Here is a 23,642-nt window from a genome sequence, read left to right as displayed (position 1 = left end):
CGAATAGTTTATCAGTTAGCAGAGACTAAAAAGGTTGACCCTAGGGCCAACCTTTTTTGTTTTGTAGCTTATGCTGTTTGCTTGTGAAAGCTATTTAGCAAGGTAGTCAGAGATAGACTTCTCAATACCTTTCGCATCTAAGCCAAGCTCTTCATGCAGTTCGCCTTGAGTACCTTGAGCAATAAACTTGTCTGGTAAGCCAAGGTTCAACACTGGCATTAGCAGCTTCTCTTGCATCAAGAATTCAATTACACCCGCGCCCGCACCACCTGCGATAGCGTTTTCTTCGATAGTCACCAGTACATCGTGGTCAGCAGCAAGTTGCTTGATCAGAGCTTCGTCTAGCGGCTTCACAAAACGCATATCTGCAACCGTCGCATCAATAGCGTCAGCGGTTTGAAGCGCGCTCTCAAGGAAGGTACCAAAGCTTAGGATAGCGACTTTCGAGCCATCTTTTGCTTTCGCACTTTCACGAACAATATGACCTTTACCAATCTCAAGCGCAGTAAACTCACTTTGAATCTCAGTACCCATGCCATTACCACGAGGGTAACGAACCGCACTTGGACCTGTGTGTTGGTGGCCTGTATATAGCATTTGGCGACATTCGTTTTCATCGCTTGGTGCCATGATCACCATGTTTGGAATACAACGCATGAAGCTTAGATCGAACGCACCTTGGTGAGTTTGACCATCGGCGCCCACAAGACCTGCACGGTCAATCGCGAACATAACCGGTAGATCCATGATGGCCACATCGTGGATCAGTTGATCGTAGCCACGTTGCAGGAACGTTGAGTAGATAGCCACAATCGGCTTATCACCCGCAATCGCCATACCGGTTGCTAACGTCACGGCGTGCTGCTCAGCAATCGCAACATCGAAATATTGCTCTGGGTATTCTTTCGAGAAACGCACCATGCCAGAACCTTCACGCATCGCTGGCGTGATCGCCATTAGCTTAGGGTCTTGCGCGGCCATATCACACAGGAAGTCACCAAAAATCTTAGAGAAAGTTGGTTTAGAGCTGGTGCTCTTAGGCAGACTTGAGTGTGCAGGATCGAACTTAGGTACGCCGTGGTAGCCAATTGGATCTTTCTCTGCTGGTTCGTAGCCTTTGCCTTTCTTGGTCATGATATGCAAGAACTGAGGGCCTTTGAGGTCTCTCATGTTCTTCAGCGTTTTAATCAGCTCATTCACATCGTGACCATCAACTGGACCAATGTAGTTAAAGCCTAACTCTTCAAACATGGTGCCAGGGACAACCATGCCTTTTAGGTGTTCTTCTGTACGACGAACCAGCTCTTTAATCGGCGGAACGCCAGATAGCACTTTCTTGCCGCCCTCACGAATAGACGTGTAAAGACTGCCAGAAAGAACTTGAGCTAGGTGGTTGTTCAGAGCACCTACGTTTTCAGAGATCGACATCTCGTTATCATTCAGGATAACCAGCATGTCATTGTGAATATCGCCTGCGTGGTTCATCGCTTCGAAAGCCATACCAGCAGTAATTGCGCCGTCACCAATCACACTCACGACTTTACGATTCTTGCCTTCTTTCTTAGCACTGATTGCCATGCCGAGAGCTGCACTGATCGATGTTGAAGAGTGACCAACAGAAAGCGTGTCGTACTCGCTTTCTCCACGCCATGGGAATGGGTGTAGACCATCTTTTTGACGAATAGTCGACAAGCGGTCACGACGACCAGTAAGAATCTTGTGCGGGTATGCTTGGTGGCCAACATCCCAAACCAACTGGTCAAAAGGCGTGTTGTACACATAGTGCAGAGCGACTGTTAGCTCTACCGTACCTAAGCCTGACGCTAAGTGACCACTTGACTGGCTCACTGAGTTAAGAAGATAGGTGCGTAATTCATCACAAAGCTGTGTTAGCGTCTCTTTCGGAAGAAGACGCAAATCCTCTGGCTTATCAGCCAAAGCAAGAGTTGGGTACTTTGATATATCAAGAGTCATAGGTAATGCGCGCTTATTGTCTTAGTTCTTGCGCTCGATGACGTATCGGGCGAACTCTTCGAGTAACTGGGTATTGTATGGGATTGCAGCCAAAGCTTGAAGCGCTTCCTGTAGCAGAGTTTGCGCTTTTTCTTGAGCGCCCTCTAAACCTAACAAAGAAGGGTAGGTGCTTTTGTTCAAATCTTGGTCAGAACCCTGTGGTTTACCCAACGTTTCAGTGTCGCTAGTGATATCTAAGATATCGTCTTGAACTTGGAAGGCTAACCCGATGGCATCGGCGTACTTGTCTAATTGAGGTAGTACTTCAAACGCTTTCTCACCAGCAGCCAGTGCACCTAAACGAATCGCACTCTTCATCAGAGCCCCCGTTTTATTGCGGTGAACTTCTTCCAGTTCTTCTAGTGTGACAGCGCAGTTTTCTGCTTCAATATCAAGTGCCTGACCAATACACATACCTTGAGCACCAGAGGCTTCAGCTAGGCGTTGAATCATTCGAACGCGATTGCTTTCCCCGTCAGCACTTAATGTGCCTTCCGCAAGTATAGTAAACGCGAGAGTTTGTAGTGCATCGCCGGTTAAAATTGCTGTCGCTTCATCGTATTTGATGTGACAAGTCTGATGGCCACGACGCAGTTCGTCGTCATCCATTGCTGGAAGGTCGTCGTGAATCAGAGAATAGGCATGAATACACTCGACTGCAGAGGCTGGAGTATCGAGCTCTTCAGCGGTACAACCGAGCATGTCCCCTGTAATGTAGACAAGAAATGGACGTGCGCGTTTACCACCTAAAAGTAATCCATAACGCATCGCGTTGATAAGATTCTGATTTTGGTGTGGTAGGCGATCAAGCCAAAGGTTCAATTGCTCGTTATTACGTGCTTGATAAGACAATAAAGTCTCGATCATAGGGGATCTCATACAATTCGTTATTCAGGTTGTGGGTTAAAGTCACTCAGCTCTGCATTTTCATCATTTTGCAGTAGGATGCTAACACGTTGTTCAGCATCGTTTAGTTTACTTTGACCGGCACGAGCGAGGGAGATGCCTCGTTCGAATTTTTTCAGCGCATCATCTAAAGCTAGATCACCATTTTCTAGTTGATCAACCAAGCCATCAAGCTCTTCGATTGCTGCTTCAAAGCTCATATTTTCAGGTTTCTTAGTAGCCATAATAAATCTGCGTTTGGAAAGATGAACGAACGTTACCCTAGGCCGCTGATATGGTCAAATGTAACCAATAAATTTTGCTAGAAAGTTCGTTTTTAAGAGGCTTCAAGCCACTTTCATCGAATAACCCCACCTTTATCGAGTTTATGACTGGCTGATAAGAGCAAAGCGGGTAATAGTTGTGATTCAAAAACCAAAAGTGTGATACTTAGGCCAAGAATTTACTAAAAGATCTTATAGTCTTGCCGATAAAAAGATTATCGTCGACATAGAGCTACAAAAAAGCATGAGGAGTGCTCAGTGGATTTAGCAACCCTAATAGGTTTGATTGGTGGATTTGCCTTTGTAATCATGGCAATGATCCTAGGTGGAAGCCTCGGGATGTTCTATGACACGACATCCATTTTGATCGTGGTTGGTGGTTCAACATTTGTTGTTCTAATGAAGTTCACCATGGGGCAGTTCTTTGGTGCGACCAAAATTGCCGGCAAAGCATTTATGTTTAAAGCCGATGAGCCTGAAGATCTGATCGCGAAAGTGGTTGAGATGGCAGACGCTGCTCGTAAAGGTGGCTTCTTAGCACTTGAAGAGATGGAAATCAGCAACAGCTTCATGCAAAAGGGCATCGACTTATTGGTGGATGGCCATGATGGTGATGTGGTGCGTGCTGCACTGCAAAAAGACATCGCATTAACGACAGAGCGTCACGAGCAGGGCGCAAAAGTGTTCTCTGCATTCGGTGATGTTGCCCCTGCGATGGGTATGATTGGTACCTTAGTTGGTCTGGTAGCCATGCTTTCGAACATGGATGATCCTAAAGCGATCGGTCCTGCGATGGCGGTGGCACTTTTAACCACCCTATATGGTGCGATTCTTTCGAACATGGTGTTCTTCCCAATTGCCGATAAACTTGCGCTACGTCGTGACCAAGAGACACTTAACCGTCGCTTGGTGATGGATGGCGTGTTAGCGATTCAAGATGGCCAGAACCCACGAGTTATTGATGGTTACCTCAAGAGCTACCTCAACGAAGGTAAGCGTACGATTGATGGTGAACCGGCGTAAGAGGAGTTTAAGATGGATGAAGAGAATCCATGTAAATGTCCTCCACCGGGGTTACCTCAATGGATGGGGACATTTGCTGACTTGATGTCACTGCTGATGTGTTTCTTCGTACTGCTGCTCTCATTCTCTGAGATGGACGTACTGAAGTTTAAACAGATCGCAGGCTCGATGAAGTTTGCGTTTGGTGTACAAAACCGCTTAGAAGTAAAAGACATCCCGAAAGGGACCAGCATCATTGCACAAGAGTTTCGCCCTGGTCGTCCAGAGCCGACACCGATTGATGTGATCATGCAGCAAACCATTGATATTACTCAGCAGACGCTGGAGTTTCATGAAGGTGAATCTGAGCGTGCTGGCGGCACCATGCGTGACCAAGGCAAGATGACCGGAGGCAAGTCGCCAGAGGTTTCGACTCACGATAATCAAAACTCTGAGTCAGACCAACAGCAACAGCAAGCTGAAGCTCAATCGCAAGAGATGGAAACCTTGATGGAGAGCATCAAGAAGGCGTTGGAAAGAGAAATCGACCAAGGCGCGATTGAGGTGGAAAACCTTGGCCAACAGATTGTGATTCGAATTCGTGAGAAGGGCGCATTCCCATCAGGTTCTGCTTTTCTACAGCCTAAGTTCCGACCGTTGGTTAGACAGGTGGCTGAACTGGTGAAAGATGTTCCGGGTATTGTTCGAATCTCAGGGCACACCGATAACCAAAGGCTTGATTCTGAGCTGTATCGTTCGAATTGGGACTTATCATCACAGCGAGCCGTATCTGTTGCTCAAGAGATGGAAAAGGTTCGCGGATTCTCTCATCAACGCTTGAGAGTACGTGGTATGGCCGACACCGAGCCAGTAGAACCGAACGATACTGAATGGCAACGCAGCCTAAACCGCCGCGTAGAGATCAGCATCATGCAGGGCGAGCCGCTATACAGTGAAGAAGTCCCAGCTATCTCTCAATAGTATCGAGATTTGAGTTATATCGAGTGATTAAATAAACCAGAAAGCCCAACCTTATGATGAGGTTGGGCTTTTTCTTTTGTCCGTTAGTTCTTAGCTGATCATTGCTTTGTACATCCATCAAACTGTCGATAGTGAACAGAGGTGCTATTTTTAATAAGGTGCGTATTTATTACTGGTGCCCAAGCAAGCACTCTTTTCCTTGTTTCACTTTCTCATGTATAATTCGCGCCCTTAGATTTAGATATGATCTACTCTTGCTTCAAGTGCTGTGTAAATTCTCTAATTTACTTGGCGAAGAGCCTTTTAAAAATTTTGAACATTAATGTTGTGAAAGTACTATGAAATTTATTGTTAAGCCCCATCCGGAAATTTTTGTAAAAAGTGAATCGGTGCGTAAGCGCTTCACAAGGATTCTAGAGTGCAACATTCGTAACGTTATTCAGCGTCGCTGTGAAAGTGTTGCGGTATTCAACCGTCGTGACCATATCGAAGTGACCTCTGAGAGTGACCAGTACTACACAGAAGTGTTAGAGGCTCTGACTCACACTCCAGGTATTCACCACTCTCTTGAAGTTCAACAGTCTGAATTCAAAGACTTGCACGATATTTACGAGCAAGTACTAGAACGCAGCCGTGCTGACATTGAAGGCAAGACTTTCTCTGTTCGCGCTAAGCGTCGTGGTAAGCATGACTTTACGTCTATCGAGCTAGAACGCTACGTAGGCGGCGGTCTAAACCAAGCTGTTGAGTCAGCGAAAGTTCGACTTAAGAACCCAGACGTAACGGTTAAAGTTGAAGTGGCTAACGACAAACTTAACCAAGTTCTGGCTCGTCACAAAGGTCTTGGTGGTTTCCCTCTTGGTACTCAAGAAGACCTACTAAGCTTGATCTCTGGCGGTTTCGATTCTGGCGTTTCAAGCTACCTGCACATCAAACGCGGTTCTAAGGTTCACTACTGTTTCTTCAATCTTGGTGGCCCTGCGCATGAGATTGGCGTTAAGCAAGTGGCTCACTACCTATGGAACAAATACGGTTCATCTGCAAAAGTGAAGTTCATCTCTGTAGACTTCGAACCTGTTGTTGCTGAGATCCTTGAGAACGTAGAAGACGGCCAAATGGGCGTTGTTCTTAAGCGTATGTTCATGCGTGCTGGTGGTATGGTTGCAGACAAGTTCAAGATCGAAGCATTGGTTACTGGTGAAGCACTAGGTCAGGTTTCTAGCCAAACACTAACTAACCTTCGCCACATCGATAACGTGACAGATACGTTAATCCTTCGTCCACTTATCAACTGGGACAAAGAAGACATCATCGACCTGTCTCGTATCATTGGTACTGAAGATTTCGCGAAAGTAATGCCTGAGTATTGTGGTGTTATCTCTAAGAAGCCAACAGTGAAAGCGAAGAAAGGTAAACTAGAAGCAGAAGAAGCTAAGTTTAACTTTGAAGTGCTGGATCAAGTGATCGAGAACGCTCGTGTTATGGATATCCGTGACATTGAGAAAGAGAGCCAAGAGCAAGCACCTGAAGTTGAACAAGTTCAGGCTGTTGCTGACCACGCTATCGTTCTAGATATCCGTAGCCCAGACGAAGAAGACGAAAGCCCACTAGAAATCGACGGTGTTGAAGTGAAGCACCTACCTTTCTACAAGCTAGCGACTCAGTTTGGTGACCTTGACCAAGGTAAAGAGTACCTACTGTACTGTGACCGTGGCGTAATGAGCCGTCTGCAAGCGCTTTACTTGCAAGAGCAAGGCTTCAAAAACGTTAAGGTTTACCGTCCATAGTTAGCCTTTGATGGTATGACTTCGGTTTGAGAACTGTCTCGTCCTAAAATACGTTGACAGTATTTCTACTAAGCCAACAGCGCCAGCTGTTGGCTTTTTTCATGCACCTCATTTGGAGTTTTCATCATGAGACTGAGGTGCGGCCTCATATTGTTATAGATATTGATAGACTCTTTTACTAGTCGTTTAAGCTCCTCAAGACTCTTACACCTATCAAGTAAGAACTCTTGTTTCAGGATCCCGTTTATTCTTTCTGCTAAGGCATTTTGGTAGCAATCATAACCATCTGTCATCGAAGGCATTATGCCGCTAGTTTTCAGTTTATCTTGATATACACCTGAGCAATACTGTAGACCACGATCTGAATGATGGATACAAGAATGATGATATCGACGCTCTTTGATAGCCATATCTAGCGCTTTCACGACATCCGTCGCTTTCATTTCATTACTCAGCTCATAACCCATTATTTTTCGGCTAAAAGCATCTGTAACCAATGATAGGTAGTGAACTCCTTCATCAGATTGAACATAGGTTATATCGCTCACCAACACACTCTCTGGACTACATGGCTTGTAGTCCTTTAATAAGTTCGGGTGTTTCTTCATCCAATGCCGACTATTGGTCGTTTTTGTAAAACTACGCTTAGGTCTTACCAACAATCGCTCAGCGCGTAAGTAGTTGAAAAGCGCATCTCGGCCTAACTTGATACCTTGTTCTTGTAGTCTGGGTTTTATTAAAAAATAGAGCTTCCTAGTACCAACCCGAGGCATATAGCGCCTAATATCCAACACCATTTTTTTAATCGGTTTAAGCTCTAACCGACGGTGATGAGCTCGCTTTTCTCGTTGATAAACACTCTGCCTTGTTATGCCGCAAAGCCTACATACTCGAACTAGACTTATTCCTTCTTGCTTTTGAAGGCTTCTGGCTCCTTGGCTAGATACTTTTTTCTGAGACTGGTTCCGTGCTCAGCATCAAGGATATCAACCACTCTATTTAAGAAGAGGTTCTTGATTTTTTCGTCTTCCAACTCTTTTTCAAGACGTTTTATTTTCTGTGCAGGCGATTCTTTAGGCTTAGGTGATTGGCTCATGACATTCATCCTTGGATTTTGCGCCCAATTCATCTTACCGTGCTTTCGAAGCCAGGTTAAAACGGTTGAACGGCCTTGGATACCATAAATGGTTTGGGCTTGTTTATATGTCATATCGCCTCTTTCTACAGCGGCGACGACCTGTAATTTAAAGCCTAGTGTGTAATCACGCTGAGTGCGCTTAACGTAGGTATTATTTGAAGTAGTCATAATTCGTCCTCAATGTGTAAACACATTTCAGGACGAGACAAACACATACGAAAAGCCGCTTACTGGAAAGTAAGCGGCTTTTTATTTATCGGTTGATTGTTATTCTGTCGTCGATAAAGTGGTTTACTAGCCTCGTTCGTGCGGTTTTTGGTCGTAAAAACAAGGCTGTGTGATAAAAAGAATTTAGGTGAGAGTTGTTATCAAAATGCGCAATGAAGTGCTTATACTTGTATGCGTATGATTGTTTACGTAAGCAGGCGTTAAATTTTGTGATTAGAGTGAGAAAATAGTAAGGATTAATTAGCACAGCTATTGATAAACTTGTTGTTACTTTTCTTTGGGTATAAAAAAACACCGCCATATAGGCGGTGTAAACAAATTTGACAGACAGGTCAAAATAAATACAGGAAGTATATGCCTCGTTTCAGGGTATAACTGCAACAAAACATTTGGTAGAACTCTACCCAACTCGAAAAGTACGAGTTTGCAAACACAACATCGCAGGAGCTAAGCCAATTGATTCTAGAGAGAATCAAGCCGTTCAGGCTAGCTGCTGCGGAATGAAATATAGAATTTCTCTGGCCGCTAGGCAATGGACAAATTATAATGTTTCAGATAAAAAAAACTAATGCTTATTTAGAGAGTAACTATGTCTCGTCGATTACCCCCATTAAACTCGTTAAGAGTGTTTGAAGCCGCTGCTCGACACTTGAGTTTTACGCGTGCCGCAGAAGAGTTGTTTGTTACTCAAGCCGCGGTTAGCCACCAGATCAAAGCACTTGAAGAATTCTTATCTTTGAAGCTTTTTCGTCGAAGAAACCGTTCTTTGTTGCTAACTGAAGAAGGGCAAAGCTACTTCTTAGATATCAAAGATATTTTCACATCACTCGCAGAAGCCACTGACAAAGTGCTTGAGCGAAGTGAGAAGGGTGCATTGACCATCAGCTTACCGCCAAGTTTTGCTATTCAATGGTTAGTACCAAGGCTTGCCGACTTTAATCAGCAAGAACCTGATATCGATGTGCGAATCAAAGCCGTGGATATGGATGAAGGCTCGCTAACGGATGATGTCGACGTTGCTATCTATTATGGTCGAGGCAATTGGTCAGGTTTGAGAGCCGACAAGCTGTATCAAGAGTATCTGATTCCGCTTTGTTCTCCTTCAGTGCTGCTAGGAACAAAACCATTAGAATCTCTAAGTGATTTGGCATGCCATACGCTATTGCACGATACCTCTCGAAAAGATTGGAAACAGTTTGCTAAACAAAATGGTATCGACGGAGTTAACGTAAACCATGGCCCGATCTTCAGTCACTCAACCATGGTGCTTCAAGCGGCAGCTCACGGCCAAGGCATCGCATTGGGTAACAACGTTCTCGCACAACCTGAAATAGAAGCGGGTCGCTTGATAGCGCCGTTTGATGAGGTGTTGGTGAGTAAGAACGCCTTCTATGTAGTGTGTCACGAGAAACAAGCGGACATGGGCCGAATCGCGACTTTCCGTGATTGGATGCTGGCTAAAGCGCAAAGTGAACAAGAGGACTTGCTGGATGAATAACATCATTATCGATGGTGAAGACAACCCAATCACCTTTATCTTCGCTCACGGCGCGGGTGCTGGCATGGACCACGAGTTCATGCAGTCAGTGGCAAAAGGGCTGGCATTTAAAGGGATACGGGTGATTCGTTTCAATTTCCCTTACATGATCAAGCGTGCTGAAGATGGCAAGCGTCGTCCACCTGACAGAGCCCCTAAGCTACTTGAAGCCTACCAAGAGATCATCGAGCAATGCGATGCTGATAAGCTTGTGATTGGTGGTAAATCGATGGGAGGACGCATGGCGAGTCATTTATCTGAATTGGATAAAGTGGTTGCGATGGCGTGTTTGGGTTTTCCTTTCCATCCGCCGGGCAAACCAGAGAAGTACAAAGGCGAACATCTCGCAGAGTTAACCAAGCCGTGTCTTATTTTACAAGGCGAGCGCGATACCTTTGGTAAGCGTGAAGAGTTTGCTGACTTCAATCTATCGGATTCAATTCGTGTCGAGTTTATTCCTGATGGCGACCATAGCTTCAAGCCGCGCAAGAGCTCAGGCTATACGGAACAACAGAACATCGCGTTAACCGTTGAAAAGCTATCTGCGTTTATCAAAGAGGTGCTGAATGAAAAGTAAGTATTTACTCACTTTCGCAGGCATCTCTGGCGCGATCGCTGTGATGCTTGGGGCATTTGCTGCACACGGTTTGAAAGCCATCTTGCCTGAGTATCTTTTGGGGGTGTTCGAGACGGGTGTTCAGTACCAGTTTATTCATACTCTAGCGATATTGGCGTGTGGTGCTCTGCTACAGATGAAACTTGGCGCTAAATCACAAAAATATTTTTTCATTGCGGCAATTTGCTTTATCATCGGCATCCTTTGTTTTAGTGGCAGCCTTTATGGGCTAGCACTGACAGGAATAAAATGGTTTGGGCCTATAACACCGTTTGGTGGTCTACTATTTATCATTGGTTGGGGAGCCTTCTCCTTCGCTGCTTTGAATATAAAAGAGGTAACTCAGTGAAACACGTACTACTTTATTGTCGCTCTGGTTTTGAAAAAGAATGTGCTGGCGAAATTCAAGACAAGGCAACACAACTGGAAGTGTTTGGTTTTCCTCGCCTAAAGAACAATACAGGCTTTGTATTGTTTGAATGTTACCAAGCAGGTGAAGCAGACAAGTTGATCAAAGAGATCGACTTCCAATCACTGATCTTTGCTCGTCAAATGCTAGCTGTAGCGGTTGAAATCAAAGACCTGCCAACTGATGACCGTATCTCTCCTATTCTTGAGGCGCTTTCTGAAAAAGAAGGCTTCCCACGTTGTGGCGATATTCGTATTGAAACGCCAGATACTAACGAAGCAAAAGAACTATTGAAGTTCTGCCGTAAGTTTACCGTGCCAATGCGTCAAGCAATGCGTGGCAAAGGCTTGATGACCGCTAAAGATAACGCTAAGAAGCCAGTATTGCACTTGTGCTTCATCGCTCCGGGTCACTGCTTTGTGGGTTACTCTTACCCATCGAACAACTCACAGTTCTTCATGGGTATTCCTCGTCTGAAATTCCCATCAGATGCACCTAGCCGTTCTACATTGAAGCTAGAAGAAGCGTTCCACGTATTCATCCCTCGTGATGAGTGGGATGAGCGCTTGGCTCCGGGTATGTGGGGTGTTGATTTAGGTGCGTGTCCAGGCGGTTGGACTTACCAACTGGTTAAGCGTTCTATGTTCGTTCACTGTGTAGATAACGGCATGATGGCAGACAGCCTAATGGAAACGGGTCAGATTAAGCACCACATGGTGGATGGCTTTAAATTCGAACCAGACCGCAAGAACGTCACTTGGATTATCTGTGACATGGTTGAAAAGCCAGCTCGTGTTGCACACCTGATGGGTGAGTGGATCATCAAAGGTTGGGCACAAGAAGCACTATTCAACCTGAAACTGCCAATGAAAGGCCGTTACGATGAAGTACTGCAAGATATCGAGAACCTAAAAGTGTTCCTTATTGAGAACAAAGTGAAGTTCAAGATGCAAGCTAAGCACCTTTACCACGATCGCGAAGAGATCACGGTTCATATCCAGTCGCTTTCAAACATCTCACCGCACTAATATTTACGTTAGTGTCAGTCTCAGTGTCGAGATAAAGAAAATGCTCCTTTAAGGGGCATTTTTTGTATCTGCAGTCTGGCAATTGCTCAGTTAAATCCATTGTTACATGTCGTGAGAAGTCGCATCAATGAGCCAGATGTTGGTGTTATGACTGTCAACATAACTGGCATGAAAATCGTTAAACTTCCTATATCAGCGGTGATTTTATATGAAAAAAGCCGTAAGTGATCGAGACATACGGCTACCTAATTCAGGGGTGATACGAAGAAGGGTTTATTCAAAGATTCAGCAGCAAAACGAAGTAAGTTTTACAGCCAGAACATCCTAATCGAATTCTGTTTTATTAAAAGTAAGGGAACGTAAGTAAAGAATGTAAATGATAAGAATTATCATTCAAATTATGTAATATTCACGCCTCCTCACTTGAATCTATAAAATATAAAAACAGAATATGAAACTTAAAGCATTATCAGTGGCCGTTACGGTTGCCTTAACTTCATTTACAGCGCTTGCTGCTGACGAACAAGAAACCGTTGTTGTTATCGGTTCTGCCCTTGACCAACTTGTTCAGACTGAAATCAACTCTGACACTCTTGAAAAGAAACAAGCATCAGACATTAAAGACGTTCTGAATACTATGCCAAGCGTAACGGTAGACGGAAACGCACGTTACTCTCGTAAAGTGTATGTACGTGGTATGGAAGACAAATTTGCCGTAGTGACCATTGATGGTGCGCGTCAAGAAGGTCAGCTGTTCCACCACTCGGGTGATCAGGCGATTGACCCTGCGATGCTTAAGCGTGCTGAAATTGAACTCGGCGGTAACTCTGCGCTATCGGGTTCAGGTGCGATCAATGGCTCGTTTAGCTACGAGACTAAAGATCCAAGCGACCTTCTTAAGCCAGGTGAAAGCATTGGTGCTCGAGTTAAAACCAGTTACCAAACCGCTTACGAGCGTTTCGCAACCAACGTTGCTGTGTATGCAAAAGTGAACGACAAGCTGCAGTTCATGGGTATCGCAAACTACTCAGAAGATGGCGACCTGCATATCCCAGATCAGGAAGCGGTAACGTCTAAGCAGGGCGAACTGAAATCAGGTTTGGCTAAGGTTGTTTTCATCCCTAACGATGCCAACGAATTCAAGCTGACTTTCAACCGATACAACGATGGCGGTAAGCGCCAATTGTCAGGTGAGAAGGCAGGTGCTCTGTATGCTGACGATGAACACAACTACCACTCGCTAAACCGCGATACTGTGACTCTGCAACACGAATACGACGCAGGTAGCGATTTGGTACATCTGAAAACCAATATCTACTACAACCGACAGTACATGGATCGTGATGCTTTAACTGAAGACTACGGCGATTGGAATCAAGTAAATGGCTCTTGGGAATTTACGAAAGATGGTGAGTTATCAATCCCACATCGCGAATACAACGTGACGACCATTGGTGGTGACATCCGTAATATCTCTTGGGTTGGCGAGCATGAGCTGACTTACGGCCTTGATGGTTACAAGGCAGAGCAATGGATTGACGCGGGTGACGGCGTTTACCAAAGCGGTTCTAAGCAAGGTGAAACCAAGAAGTACGGCATGGATGGTGGTACAGTCACTGCTTACGGACTTTACCTACAAGACATGTATGAATTCAGTGATTTCCGCCTAACCACTGGCTTGCGTTACGACGTTCATAAACTTGGTGGTGTTTACGATGGCGACTTCGACCAGTTGTCTCCGAAATTCAAAGGTGAATACCAAACCACGGATAACCTAAAACTTCGTGTCGGCTATGGTCGTCTGTTTAAAGGTGCATCATTGCCAGAAGCTTTAACGATGAAAGCTGCGCCTGATGTTAACCAGTCTGATACTAAAGCGATGACGGGCAACAACTACGAAGCGGGTTTTGATTACGAGCTGACGCGTCTGCTTGCTGCTGACTACGCTATCTTAGGTTTCACGGCTTACACCTATAACCTTGATAACCAAATGCACCCAACCAAGAACAACTCAACACTGGCAAACCAGTATGATGTTGAAGTATGGGGTGTGGAAACAGTATTGAGTTATGAGCTAGATTCTCTGAGCGTATACGCGAACCACTCATACTCAGACGGCGACCAGAAAGATCTAGAAAATGGCAAAACCAGCCATATGAGCAAAACAGGTATTCACAACTTCAAAGCGGGCTTCAACTACAGCCTAAACAGTGAGTTTGCGTTTGGTTGGGACTCTCGCTTTGTGCCAGGTAATGACTACATGGACGAAGATGGTGAACAAGTGAAGCGTGCTGGTTTTGCAACACACAACATTTGGGCGGCTTACACTCCTACGTTTGCTAAAGACCTAGAGATGAACATCGGTATCGATAACCTACTTGATAAGAAATACGCAGAGCACACTGGCTTTGGTATCTCTTGGGGCTCTGATAAGTACACCAGCTATGAAGCGGGTCGTAACTTCAAAGCCTCTATCGCTTATAACTTCTAATCATCCGATTAAGTCCGCTTAGGCGGGCGCCGTAAATAACAAAAAGCCTTAGTATCGACTAAGGCTTTTCTGTATCTGAAGCTTTTTAGAACAGAGAGTTCTACATAGAGCTAAGCGTTTGCTTCGTAGCGAATATCTTGCAGGTTAAAGCCTAAATCAATGTCTGTTTTCAAAGCCGAAACCCGCTTACATAAACGAGCTGACTCGATGTGTTCATCGAATTTCTTACGATATTTCTTCGGCAAGTCTTCTGCTTGATAGGCGGCTTCAATATCAGGGTAGGTGGTTAATATCTCTTTTGCCGCTTTCGGGCCGACACCTGGGATCCCCGGCACTTGGCTAGAGCTCACACCGGTTAATCCCCAGTAATCTGCTAATTGCTCAGGCTTTACGCCAAATTCAGCTTCGATAAAGGGTTTGTCTAACCAACGATGTTGGAAGTAATCACGGATCTGGAGTGTTGGTGATAGCAGTTGGCAATAGCCTTTATCTGTAGAGATAATGGTGACGGTTTCGCCGTGATCAGCCACTTTCTTTGCCAATGTTGCAACTAGATCATCCGCCTCATCGCCATCTGATAATAGTGAATCAATACCTAACTCCCACCAAGCTTGTTGGATCGCATCAAGGCCTTTCATCAGTGGTTCTGGCATCGGTTTACGATTCTGTTTATAAGCTGGCAGTACTTCAGCACGCCAGCCTCGGTCTTGTAGATGGTGATCAAAAACCGCGATGATGTGGGTTGGCTTAGACTCAGAAAGAATTTTATTGAGCGTACGAGTTGTCGTGGTGATGGTTCTTGCTATATCGGTTGGATCCGGCTGAACAGAGTGCACGCGTCGGATGAGGTTTAAGGCATCGATAATAACAAGATGGATAGACATAAGTTTCCACTAAATAGGCAATAAAAAAGGGGCTGCTAGCCCCTTATAGTAACGTATCACTTGGTGAGTTGAAACGTTATCAACGTAAACGTCATAACCTGATTAATTTTATGCCTGCCAATTGTTTATCAGCTTCTTGGTCAGCACTTACTTAGCTATCATTTACTTGGTTGCAATGAGTGAGTGTAACTAATTGCTCGGTGCAATTTTATAACAAGGCACATAGTCAGTACCGCCCGGCAGTTTCATTCGATGCTGTTCAACAAAGTCATTCAGCAGTTGGTCCATTTTGGTCATTAGCTCTTTGTCGCCATCGATAATGAATGGGCCATGTTTTTCGATCTCTAGAATCCCTTCGGCTTTGACATTACCCGCTACAATACCTGAGAACGCTTTACGTAAATTCGCTGCTAGGCTCTCTGTTTTTTGGTCCATGTGAAGATCCAGTGCCGCCATAGATTCATGAGTCGGGTCGAACGGCAGTTGGAACTCTGGTTCAATATGCAATGACCAGTTGTAGCTGTAGGCATCACCTGTCTCTTTACGGTGAGAGCGCACATTTGGCATCGCTTGCTTCATGATCTTCGCAGCACGTGCTGGGTCATCAATCACGATTTCATAATGTTTTTGTGCATCAGGACCTAAGGTTTCACCTATGAACTTATCAATCGAGCGGAAGTAAGCTTCGCTCTCTTTCGAGCCCGTTAACACAATCGGCATTGGTTGTTCGGCGTTATTCGGGTGCATCATGATCCCTAAGATGTACAACAGTTCTTCAGCAGTACCTGGGCCGCCCGGGAAAATGATGATGCCATGCGCCATACGAACGAAGGCTTCAAGACGTTTCTCGATGTCTGGCATGATCACCAGTTCGTTCACTATCGGGTTTGGTGGCTCTGCCGCAATGATCGAAGGCTCAGTAAGTCCTAGATAACGATGATCGGTGTAACGTTGTTTTGCGTGACCAATCGCAGCCCCTTTCATTGGACCTTCCATCGCGCCCGGTCCACAACCCGTACAGATATTCAGTTCGCGCAGGCCAAGTTCATTACCCACTTCACGTGTGTATTGGTACTCGCTGGCATTGATTGAGTGACCACCCCAACACACGATGAGGTTCGGCTCGATGCCTGGAGTTAGTGCACCTGCGTTTCTCAAAATACCAAACACAAGGTTGGTGATGTGAGTGGCGTTGGTGAGATTGAGTCTTTGGTTATCGGCCAAATGCATATTGACGTAAACAATGTCACGCAACACTGAAAATAGGTGTTCTTGGATGCCCTTGATGATTTCACCATCAACAAAAGCATGCTCAGGTGGGTTGCTCAGTTCGAGCTTGATACCACGCTCACGACGAACGACTTCGACATCGAACGACAGGTACTTGTCGAGTAACTCTTTGGAGTTGTCGGTGTGGCTACCTGAGTTGAGTACCGCTAACGTACAGTTACGATACAGTTGGTACAGATCACTAGACGCGGTTTTCTTAAGACGCTCAACCTCAAGTTGAGAGAGTAAATCCATGCTACCGGCAGGGCTGATATGAGTGATCATAGTGCCTCCTTGTTGAAAAGAGCAGGGGACGTTGAAATGACCCTCTGGCTCGAGAGTGAGAAGCAAACGTTGAAAGTGTTTGGTTAAGGGTGAGAGAGTTAACCAGACGAAACGGATACGACAGCGTTGCTTAATGGCTTATGTAAACTTGCTTAATAGCTCATATGTATCGGCTTAAGAGCGACTATACATTGGTTTAAGAGCGACTTTACAGCATTGTTTGCCAAGAATGCTTGTTAAGCGAATGTTAATCATTAGCTTAGCAAACATTGAGGGAAATGGTATGTGATAAGTATTTGAAAAAATGAAATAAATTAAATCTAGAAAAGGTCTAGTTCCAAACCAGTTGGTTAGTACCGCGCTGTTTTGCTTTATTTAGCGTCTTATTGAGTCGCTCTAACACTTCTTCAGGTGTATCTGATTCTTTAAATTGAGTACTCGCAGCGCATAAGGTAATCGTGATTTGTTGGTCACGGAACTTAAACGGTAAGCGGCTAACTTGAGTCTGGATGTTTTGAATCACTTGATGGCAATATTCATCGGTCTGCTCAGGTAGCAACAAGATAAACTCTTCACCAGAAAAGCGCGCCACAGTATCGGTGGTGCCGGTTTCTTTGGTGATGGTTCTCGCGATGATCTTGAGTGCCTTGTCACCTGCGGTATAACCAAAGCTATCGTTAATGGCTTTGAAGTTATCGATGTCTAACAGAACTACACGCAGTGAGTGCTGCGCGCGAATCCAGCGGCGGTATTCAAGTTCTAAGCGATCGGTAAAAGCAGTGCGGTTGTACACCTTCGTTAGAGGGTCAAGCAGCATACGCTGAGCCTGATCTTCCAAGCGCTTACGATAATCTTGGGTGACTTCATAGAGCGAGTCTAACTGAGTTTTTCCGTAACTCATTCTCTCTATGAGAGCTTGTTCTTTCTGCTCCGCGTGATTCAGCCTTTCTGAAAGCGAGGCTATTTCACTGAGCAGCGGATTAATCGACATCTTTAAATTATCGATGTCTGTAGCTTTATCCACTGAGCTTTGGCTTTTAGAAACCAACTCATTCAATTCTGAATTAAGGCCTTGGCGGTGCTCAAAGTAGCTTTGGCTCTGGTCGGCATTTTGGTCTGCGGTTTTGATGCTAGACGCAAGTGAAGAGTTAAGCTGATCAATAAACTGTTCAGACTTTTTACGCTCTAGATTGGTGCCTTCAATGACCAGCTTGAGAATTTGCAGTGTCAGCTCAAGTAGGTTTTGTGTGGAAACACCAAGCAGCAGTTTTGCTCGAATATCGGTAAGCAGATCACCCGATTCACCCTCGAAGTCGAGTTCAGTGATCAGATGTTGTAATTCGTTTGATAGGTCGGAAAGGAGTTCTTGCTCTGGAGATTGTGCAGCGTCGGCAAAATGGGTGCGTGAGTTGTTCGCCATAATCTTTATGGCACGCTCATAAATACCGAGAAGTTTCATGGCATGGTCGACTTTCTGACTGCCATTGCATTCGGAGAAGCTAAGTAAGTTTCGTAGGTCGCGTTTCAACTGCGCTGGTAAACCAGTGATGCGTTGCAGCGTTTCCCCACTGTGCTTAATGCTATCGTCCAGATATCCGTTCTGTTTATCCATAGCCAACGTTTTCTGCTTAAGCATCCTTTCTAATACTGCCAGCTTTGGGATCATTGAGCTAATGTCTTTTTGCTTTTCTAGCTCTTCCCTAAGGGCAATGAGGTTTTCATCTAAATGGCTGTTACTGCCAACACATGCATCACTTAAAGATGTGACGATACGTTTTAGAACTTTTTGTTCTCGAATAAATTTGAACGAGGTGTCTCTTTGCGTCAAACGTACCTGCTCCAACTGAGATTTCAGCTGGTGGAGTTGCGCCTGAATGTCTTTTTCAAGAATGCCCATAGATGTATTAATTAGCGCCGCGTAGACCGATCTCGATCATTTTGATGAAATTCCGTTACATCGATAATAACAAAACTAAAAATAAGGTCACGACTTGCAAGTCTTAACCGCTCGCAAATCAGTCATCTTTTAGCATTTTTTTGATGTTGTCCTCATTCTGGTACGACGATTGTATTTTTATTAACCCTTGATTAATCGCATGTTTACACGCTTCTCTTATGTTACCGGTTGCAAGGCTTGCTGCTGGTGCATTGTCGATAGCTTTGAGGTATACCCACTGGCTGCTGCGCTCTTTGAGACTTATCTCACGCGCTAGGTTGGTTGACATCAATAACACGTCAAGCAGCTCTTGATCGTTAATCGCGGTATAAGCGCGTGGCAAGAACGGGTAATCCGCGATGCCCATACGAACGGTTCGGTTGATGTTGCGTTCAGGTTCGAAGTTATTCACCCAAGATTGAATCTTTTTGAACATCGCCTCAGGTGATAAATCACGATCAGAATTAGGTTCGATATAAAGTAGGTTCGCATCTGAGAAGTGGTAAACACGAGCTGGGCCTTCCAGCTTTGATTTTAAGAACTCGCCGAAAGCGTCTTCGAGCTCGAGACCCGCTTTATAACCATTTTGCGTGTACATGTTGCGTAGGAACGGCAGGTCAATCATCACGAAGCGTAAACGGTCGTTGAGCGGTTCATGAATCAATTCACCCATCTGCCATTGCTCAAAAGTTTGGCTGGTTTGCTCTAATGAATTTGAAAGCTTCGCATTGAGCATTCTTAGGTTCGGAAGTTTTGAACGTGAGTGCGTAAACAGATCAGTGCGCAGTGAGTCCACTTCTTTGGCTAAGGTTTGAATGATGTAGCCGCGACGCAACACAAAGAAGAACAAGATAATGCTGAACAAGAATAGGGCGAACGATATCTTTTGGAACTTGCGATGCTCCAGTTTGTATTTCTCTAGCTCTTGCGCCTGACCTGCGTAGTGCAGGGTTTGTTCGGCAAACTCTTTCTGTTGGCGGAATGCGTCTTCACCAACACGGTTGAGTTTTTGCTGTTCTAAAGAGACAAGACTGTTGTATTGCTTAAGGTTAGCCAACGCCTGTTGCGGACGACCAGCTTGTTCATAACCCAAAGAGAGTAAGTAGTATGAACGTTGCGACAAACGCATGTTCTCGACCTGACGCGATATCTCAAGCGCACGTGTCGCATGCTTGATGACATCTTCGCTCTCTTGCAGATGGTAAGCCAAACCTGCCGATAGCAGTGCAGCGCGACCTTCCAGTTTCGGAATGTCAGTGTACTCGAGCAGTTCGAGGGCTCGGGTTAGGTACTGCTCTGCAAGAGGGTAGTTATAAAGACGTAAGTAGGTTGCCGATAAACTTAGACGAATATCAATGACTTGGTAGATGTCTCGGTCAGTACTCTCGTGATCAAGAACATTGAAAAAGTGGACTAGGGCTAGGTTGTATTTACCTTGGAAGAAGTACACATCACCCATCTTTTTAAGCACTTGTGCTAACACTGGAGAATTTTCAAAGTTGTCATAAAAATCAGCAGCTTGAGATAGGTGTTCTAGTGCTTTATCTAGTACTTGTCGCTCAAAGAAAAGCTGCGCCAGCAGGCGGTTTACCTTAGCCAAACGAGAGCTCAGGTTGCCTTCTACCGACTTCCAATAACCATACAACAACTCAGATAGCGCGTGGTTGTACTCTTTGTGGTTCAGGTAAAACTCACCGACCGAGATGTGGTAATCGATGGTCACTTTTTCAGAGTAACGTTGGTCGAGGTAAGTCTTCGCTTCTTGGTAGTACTTTTCCGCTTCATCGATCTTGTTATCGTAAGAGGCGATATCGGCTTTCAGCATGATCAAGCGGTAGGTGATGCCTTCCGTCAGACGTAAGGTTTTATTCACCGATTCTAGGTTTGTTTCAATATTGGCTAGCTCTGCCTTTGCTTTGGCGGACTTTCTGTCACTTAGCCAAAGTAAGCGTACTTTTAGGATCTCGAGATCCAGTTTGAGGTACTCAAGCTTATAGGTTTTCGCGAGCTCAGAGGCTTTGTCGATGTGCTGAATCGCAATGCGAATGTTGCCAAGGTTGTACTCGGCTTTCGCTAGTATCTTGTAGGCATCGATGCTGCTGTTTGGGGTTCGAATCGAAGAGTCTGTCTCTTCGCGAGAAATTGCCGAAGGGCTTTTCTCACGCTGATCAGAAAGGACACGTAGCGTTAGGTAGCTGTTGGCCATTTGTTTTGCTTGGCTCGGCTCGATCTCAACCAAATTATTGGCTTCGTTGAGCAGCGCCGATGAATAGACCGACGCATTAACCGATGTGCTTAAGCTTAAAATAAATAGGCTAACGACGTATAACCAACGCATTTCAATGTCCCTTTAAAGATGAGGTAGGTTCCAATAAGTGTGTGTCTTGAGCCTATTATTGGCGAGCCATACGCTTGTTGTGGCTTGGTCTATCTTGCTCTGTTGAACGGTATGGGTTGATATCCAGACCACCACGACGCGTGTAACGTGCGAATACGGTTAGCTTCGATGGGCTACAGTATTTCATGATGTCAGTGAAGATACGTTCAACACATTGTTCGTGGAATTCGTTGTGCTCACGGAAAGAAACTAAATAGCGTAGCAGAGCTTCACGGTCAATTTGCTTACCTGAATATGCGATCTCAACGCTGCCCCAGTCCGGTTGGTTGGTGATCAAGCAGTTCGACTTCAATAGGTGGCTGTGCAGTGTTTCTTCCACTTCTTGTTCGCCAGCAGCGCCTTCAAGCAGTGATGCTTCAAAGTCGTAGCTAGTGATTTGGATGTCTTGGTTGTCGATACAGTCGCCTTCCATCGTTACGATAGGTTGGTTGGTGTAGTCGGTTACTGAGTTTACATTCACAATGACAGTTTCGCCTGCACATGCTGACAAATCTTGGGTCAGTCGCTCAGTTACTTGCTCCCAGTTTTCAAATTGAGTCTGGTTGTAGCTGTTTAGGTACAGCTTGAAAGATTTTGATTCAATTAAGTTTGGGCTCGTTGCTGGGATGAAAACTTCACCCACGGCCACTTGTGGTAGGCCATTAGTGTTTAGCCACGAAAGTTCGTACATTGTCCAAATATCATGACCAACAAAAGGCAGTTCTCCGTTTAGCGCAAGATCATCACGATTCAGGCTACGGGGTACAGGTTGCAATAAACTTGCATCGTATTGGTTAGAGTACTCAGTTTTTTGGCCTAGGGTTAAACCCGCTAGCTCTTTTGCGTCAGAATATTTGCTCATACTTTCGTTTCAAATTCGATTAGAATGGGGTCGATTTTACTGAATCCCCATTACCCTGTCATTAAGTCATCGCCTAATCGACACGGAAAGGGCTCGGATTCTATTTATTATTTTGTGTTTAGGAGATTTTCATGACTCAACGTGCTCAAGACGCACTACTTTCTTTTAGTCAGCGATACGTTGACGCGTGGCAACAGCAACACCAAAGCTTACCTCGCAATGAGGAGTTGGTGGACGTGGTATCGCCATGTGTAGAAGAAAAGAGCGGCGATGCCGTGTTATGGAAGCACTATCCACGTGAGCAATTCGCAGATTTCACTAACGTTGAAACGGGCATTGAATTGACGCTGCACGAAGACATCAAAACCTTCTACGGTGCGCAATACAGCGCAGACATGAATGCGACCTTCGACGGTAATGAACTGACTCTATTACAGATTTGGAGTGACGAAGACTTCGAATGCCTACAAGAAAACATCTTAGGTCACCTCGTGACTCAACGTCGCTTAAAGCTAAAGCCTACGGTTTTCATCGCAGCTACTGACGCGGAACTGGATGTTATCTCTATCTGTAACCTAACGGGCAACGTGATTTTAGAGCGCTTAGGCACTAAAAATCGAGATGTACTCGCCGAGACATTGGCAGAATTCTTAGAAAAGCTACAACCAGCGGTATAAATAGATGTACGTACTAGAACTTCAATTTGAGTGTTTTGATAACACAACGGTAAGCGCTGTCGACAAGGCTGTTAATGGCTTAATGGATGCACTTCGTTATAACGGACAAGTGCTGGGTCGTGAGTTTCCTATCGTGATGGGTGACGGTGAGTTTTATGTTCGCGTTGTCTGTCCAGAGCAAGACAGCTTACATCCGCGTAACCACTCAGATTTCGTGAAAGTGTGTTTTGATCGCTTGTCTAACGCGAGCCTGCTTGCGCCAAAAATGCGTTTACTTGGTCGAGATCTTAACTCTGAAGAAGTAGCTGAAGACGAAGCGCCTAGCTGGCAGGTACTTTACACGACGTTCGTTCATACCTGTTCACCGCTACGTAGTGGCGATAGCTTGTTACCGATCCCTCTGTACCGCAACCCGCCAACCTTCAATGGTGACCATAAAGCCGTGTTGAAATGGCAGACTGAATGGCAAGCCTGTGATGAAGTCCAAATGGGTGGGGGGTGTCGTGCTGAACACGCAACTCTGACTGAGATCAGCGATACCAAAAGTGTGTTGTTTAAACGCGGTTGGGGCTTAAGAGGACGCATTGAATATCTTACGAAGATCCCGACTTATTACTACTTGTACCGCGTAGGTGGCATCAGCTTAAAAGCTGAAAAAGAGCGTAAATGTCCTCAATGTGGTGGCGAATGGCTGCTAGATGCGCCGATCCACGATATTTTCTATTTCAAGTGTGATGACTGCCGTCTGGTATCAAATATCTCTTGGGATCATCTTAAGTAACTCTAAATCCCTAACTCCTAAAGCTTAATTTGCGATTCAAGGTATCGAAGTGTTGATCAATACTTCGATACTTATTCTTCTGTTTTCTCCTTGTTAGCTTCTTGTTTGTTTCTCTTTTTTTGACCTCCATATTGAGCATTAATCAGTATTGGGCTTTGCCAATATTGTCGAA

19 protein-coding genes are annotated in these 23,642 nt (G+C 45.1%); 10 read left to right on the top strand and 9 right to left on the bottom strand.

Annotation, left to right across the window (positions count from 1 at the left end; genetic code table 11):
• Window positions 1-90: 90 nt before the first annotated feature.
• Genes dxs through xseB form a run of 3 tightly spaced genes read right to left on the bottom strand, consistent with a single transcriptional unit; the run spans window position 91 to window position 3,143 of the window.
• Entirely contained in the window at window positions 91-1,974 is a 1,884-nt protein-coding gene (gene dxs, locus FLM53_RS04375) for a 1-deoxy-D-xylulose-5-phosphate synthase (RefSeq protein WP_176680326.1), read from the bottom strand.
• 21 nt (window positions 1,975-1,995) lie between these two features.
• Window positions 1,996-2,880: a (2E,6E)-farnesyl diphosphate synthase gene (gene ispA, locus FLM53_RS04370; RefSeq protein ID WP_176680325.1), complete on the bottom strand. Its 885-nt coding sequence runs from the start codon at window positions 2,878-2,880 to the stop codon at window positions 1,996-1,998.
• Window positions 2,881-2,900: 20 nt separating this feature from the next.
• Window positions 2,901-3,143, bottom strand: a complete 243-nt coding sequence (gene xseB / locus FLM53_RS04365) for an exodeoxyribonuclease VII small subunit (protein ID WP_004734405.1) — start codon at window positions 3,141-3,143, stop codon at window positions 2,901-2,903.
• Window positions 3,144-3,440: 297 nt separating this feature from the next.
• On the opposite strand from xseB, the gene pomA reads away from it, so the two are divergent.
• From pomA to thiI, 3 genes are all read left to right on the top strand, one after another.
• Window positions 3,441-4,205, top strand: coding sequence for a flagellar motor protein PomA (pomA, locus tag FLM53_RS04360; protein WP_004734406.1), 765 nt, complete (start codon window positions 3,441-3,443; stop codon window positions 4,203-4,205).
• 12 nt (window positions 4,206-4,217) lie between these two features.
• The gene (locus FLM53_RS04355; RefSeq protein ID WP_017633412.1) at window positions 4,218-5,165 is read left to right on the top strand and encodes a flagellar motor protein MotB; all 948 of its coding nucleotides are present in this window, start codon (window positions 4,218-4,220) and stop codon (window positions 5,163-5,165) included.
• Window positions 5,166-5,503: 338 nt separating this feature from the next.
• The gene (gene thiI / locus FLM53_RS04350; RefSeq protein ID WP_176680324.1) at window positions 5,504-6,952 is read left to right on the top strand and encodes a tRNA uracil 4-sulfurtransferase ThiI; all 1,449 of its coding nucleotides are present in this window, start codon (window positions 5,504-5,506) and stop codon (window positions 6,950-6,952) included.
• A 68-nt stretch (window positions 6,953-7,020) separates the two neighbouring features.
• Here the strand turns inward: thiI and FLM53_RS04345 are convergent.
• Window positions 7,021-8,258, bottom strand: a protein-coding gene (locus FLM53_RS04345) for an IS3 family transposase (RefSeq protein ID WP_176679224.1) whose coding sequence is annotated in 2 segments (ribosomal slippage) — window positions 7,021-7,886 and window positions 7,886-8,258 — 1,239 coding nt in all. Because the reading frame shifts where the segments join, the coding sequence is not laid out codon by codon here.
• A gap of 649 nt (window positions 8,259-8,907) precedes the next feature.
• Between FLM53_RS04345 and FLM53_RS04340 the strand changes: the two genes are divergently transcribed.
• The 5 genes from FLM53_RS04340 (at window position 8,908) to FLM53_RS04320 (ending at window position 14,399) form a co-directional block, all read left to right on the top strand.
• Window positions 8,908-9,816 (top strand): transcriptional regulator GcvA, encoded by a 909-nt coding sequence (locus FLM53_RS04340; protein WP_017080068.1) that lies wholly within the window; start codon window positions 8,908-8,910, stop codon window positions 9,814-9,816.
• The gene (locus FLM53_RS04335) at window positions 9,809-10,432 is read left to right on the top strand and encodes an alpha/beta family hydrolase (RefSeq protein WP_176680323.1); all 624 of its coding nucleotides are present in this window, start codon (window positions 9,809-9,811) and stop codon (window positions 10,430-10,432) included. Before FLM53_RS04340 ends, FLM53_RS04335 begins: the two co-directional genes overlap by 8 nt.
• Window positions 10,422-10,820, top strand: a complete 399-nt coding sequence (locus tag FLM53_RS04330; protein ID WP_176680322.1) for a DUF423 domain-containing protein — start codon at window positions 10,422-10,424, stop codon at window positions 10,818-10,820. Before FLM53_RS04335 ends, FLM53_RS04330 begins: the two co-directional genes overlap by 11 nt.
• On the top strand, window positions 10,817-11,908 hold the full coding sequence (gene rlmM / locus FLM53_RS04325) for a 23S rRNA (cytidine(2498)-2'-O)-methyltransferase RlmM (RefSeq protein WP_086715245.1): 1,092 nt from the start codon (window positions 10,817-10,819) through the stop codon (window positions 11,906-11,908). Before FLM53_RS04330 ends, rlmM begins: the two co-directional genes overlap by 4 nt.
• A gap of 451 nt (window positions 11,909-12,359) precedes the next feature.
• Window positions 12,360-14,399 carry a TonB-dependent siderophore receptor gene (locus FLM53_RS04320; RefSeq protein WP_176680321.1) on the top strand — a complete coding sequence of 680 codons (2,040 nt, stop codon included), beginning with the start codon at window positions 12,360-12,362 and terminating at the stop codon, window positions 14,397-14,399.
• A gap of 110 nt (window positions 14,400-14,509) precedes the next feature.
• Here FLM53_RS04320 and xni read toward each other — a convergent pair whose 3' ends face one another.
• From xni to queF, 5 genes are all read right to left on the bottom strand, one after another.
• Window positions 14,510-15,283, bottom strand: coding sequence for a flap endonuclease Xni (gene xni / locus FLM53_RS04315; protein WP_176680320.1), 774 nt, complete (start codon window positions 15,281-15,283; stop codon window positions 14,510-14,512).
• A gap of 189 nt (window positions 15,284-15,472) precedes the next feature.
• A complete protein-coding gene (ppnN, locus tag FLM53_RS04310; RefSeq protein WP_176680319.1) occupies window positions 15,473-16,837 on the bottom strand; it encodes a nucleotide 5'-monophosphate nucleosidase PpnN in 1,365 nt (454 codons plus the stop codon).
• A 331-nt stretch (window positions 16,838-17,168) separates the two neighbouring features.
• Window positions 17,169-18,734, bottom strand: coding sequence for a GGDEF domain-containing protein (locus FLM53_RS04305; protein ID WP_017630802.1), 1,566 nt, complete (start codon window positions 18,732-18,734; stop codon window positions 17,169-17,171).
• A gap of 118 nt (window positions 18,735-18,852) precedes the next feature.
• On the bottom strand, window positions 18,853-21,111 hold the full coding sequence (locus tag FLM53_RS04300; protein WP_176680318.1) for a lipopolysaccharide assembly protein LapB: 2,259 nt from the start codon (window positions 21,109-21,111) through the stop codon (window positions 18,853-18,855).
• Window positions 21,112-21,166: 55 nt separating this feature from the next.
• Window positions 21,167-22,012, bottom strand: coding sequence for an NADPH-dependent 7-cyano-7-deazaguanine reductase QueF (queF, locus tag FLM53_RS04295; RefSeq protein WP_176680317.1), 846 nt, complete (start codon window positions 22,010-22,012; stop codon window positions 21,167-21,169).
• Window positions 22,013-22,143: 131 nt separating this feature from the next.
• Between queF and syd the strand changes: the two genes are divergently transcribed.
• Window positions 22,144-22,689: a SecY-interacting protein gene (gene syd, locus FLM53_RS04290; protein ID WP_017630799.1), complete on the top strand. Its 546-nt coding sequence runs from the start codon at window positions 22,144-22,146 to the stop codon at window positions 22,687-22,689.
• A 4-nt stretch (window positions 22,690-22,693) separates the two neighbouring features.
• The gene (locus FLM53_RS04285; RefSeq protein WP_017630798.1) at window positions 22,694-23,470 is read left to right on the top strand and encodes a Zn-ribbon-containing protein; all 777 of its coding nucleotides are present in this window, start codon (window positions 22,694-22,696) and stop codon (window positions 23,468-23,470) included.
• Window positions 23,471-23,642: the final 172 nt, after the last annotated feature.

It is taken from the genome of Vibrio sp. Scap24 (assembly GCF_013394185.1).
Taxonomy (GTDB): Bacteria; Pseudomonadota; Gammaproteobacteria; order Enterobacterales; family Vibrionaceae; genus Vibrio; species Vibrio pomeroyi.
This window is presented reverse-complemented; position numbering and strand designations above follow the sequence as displayed.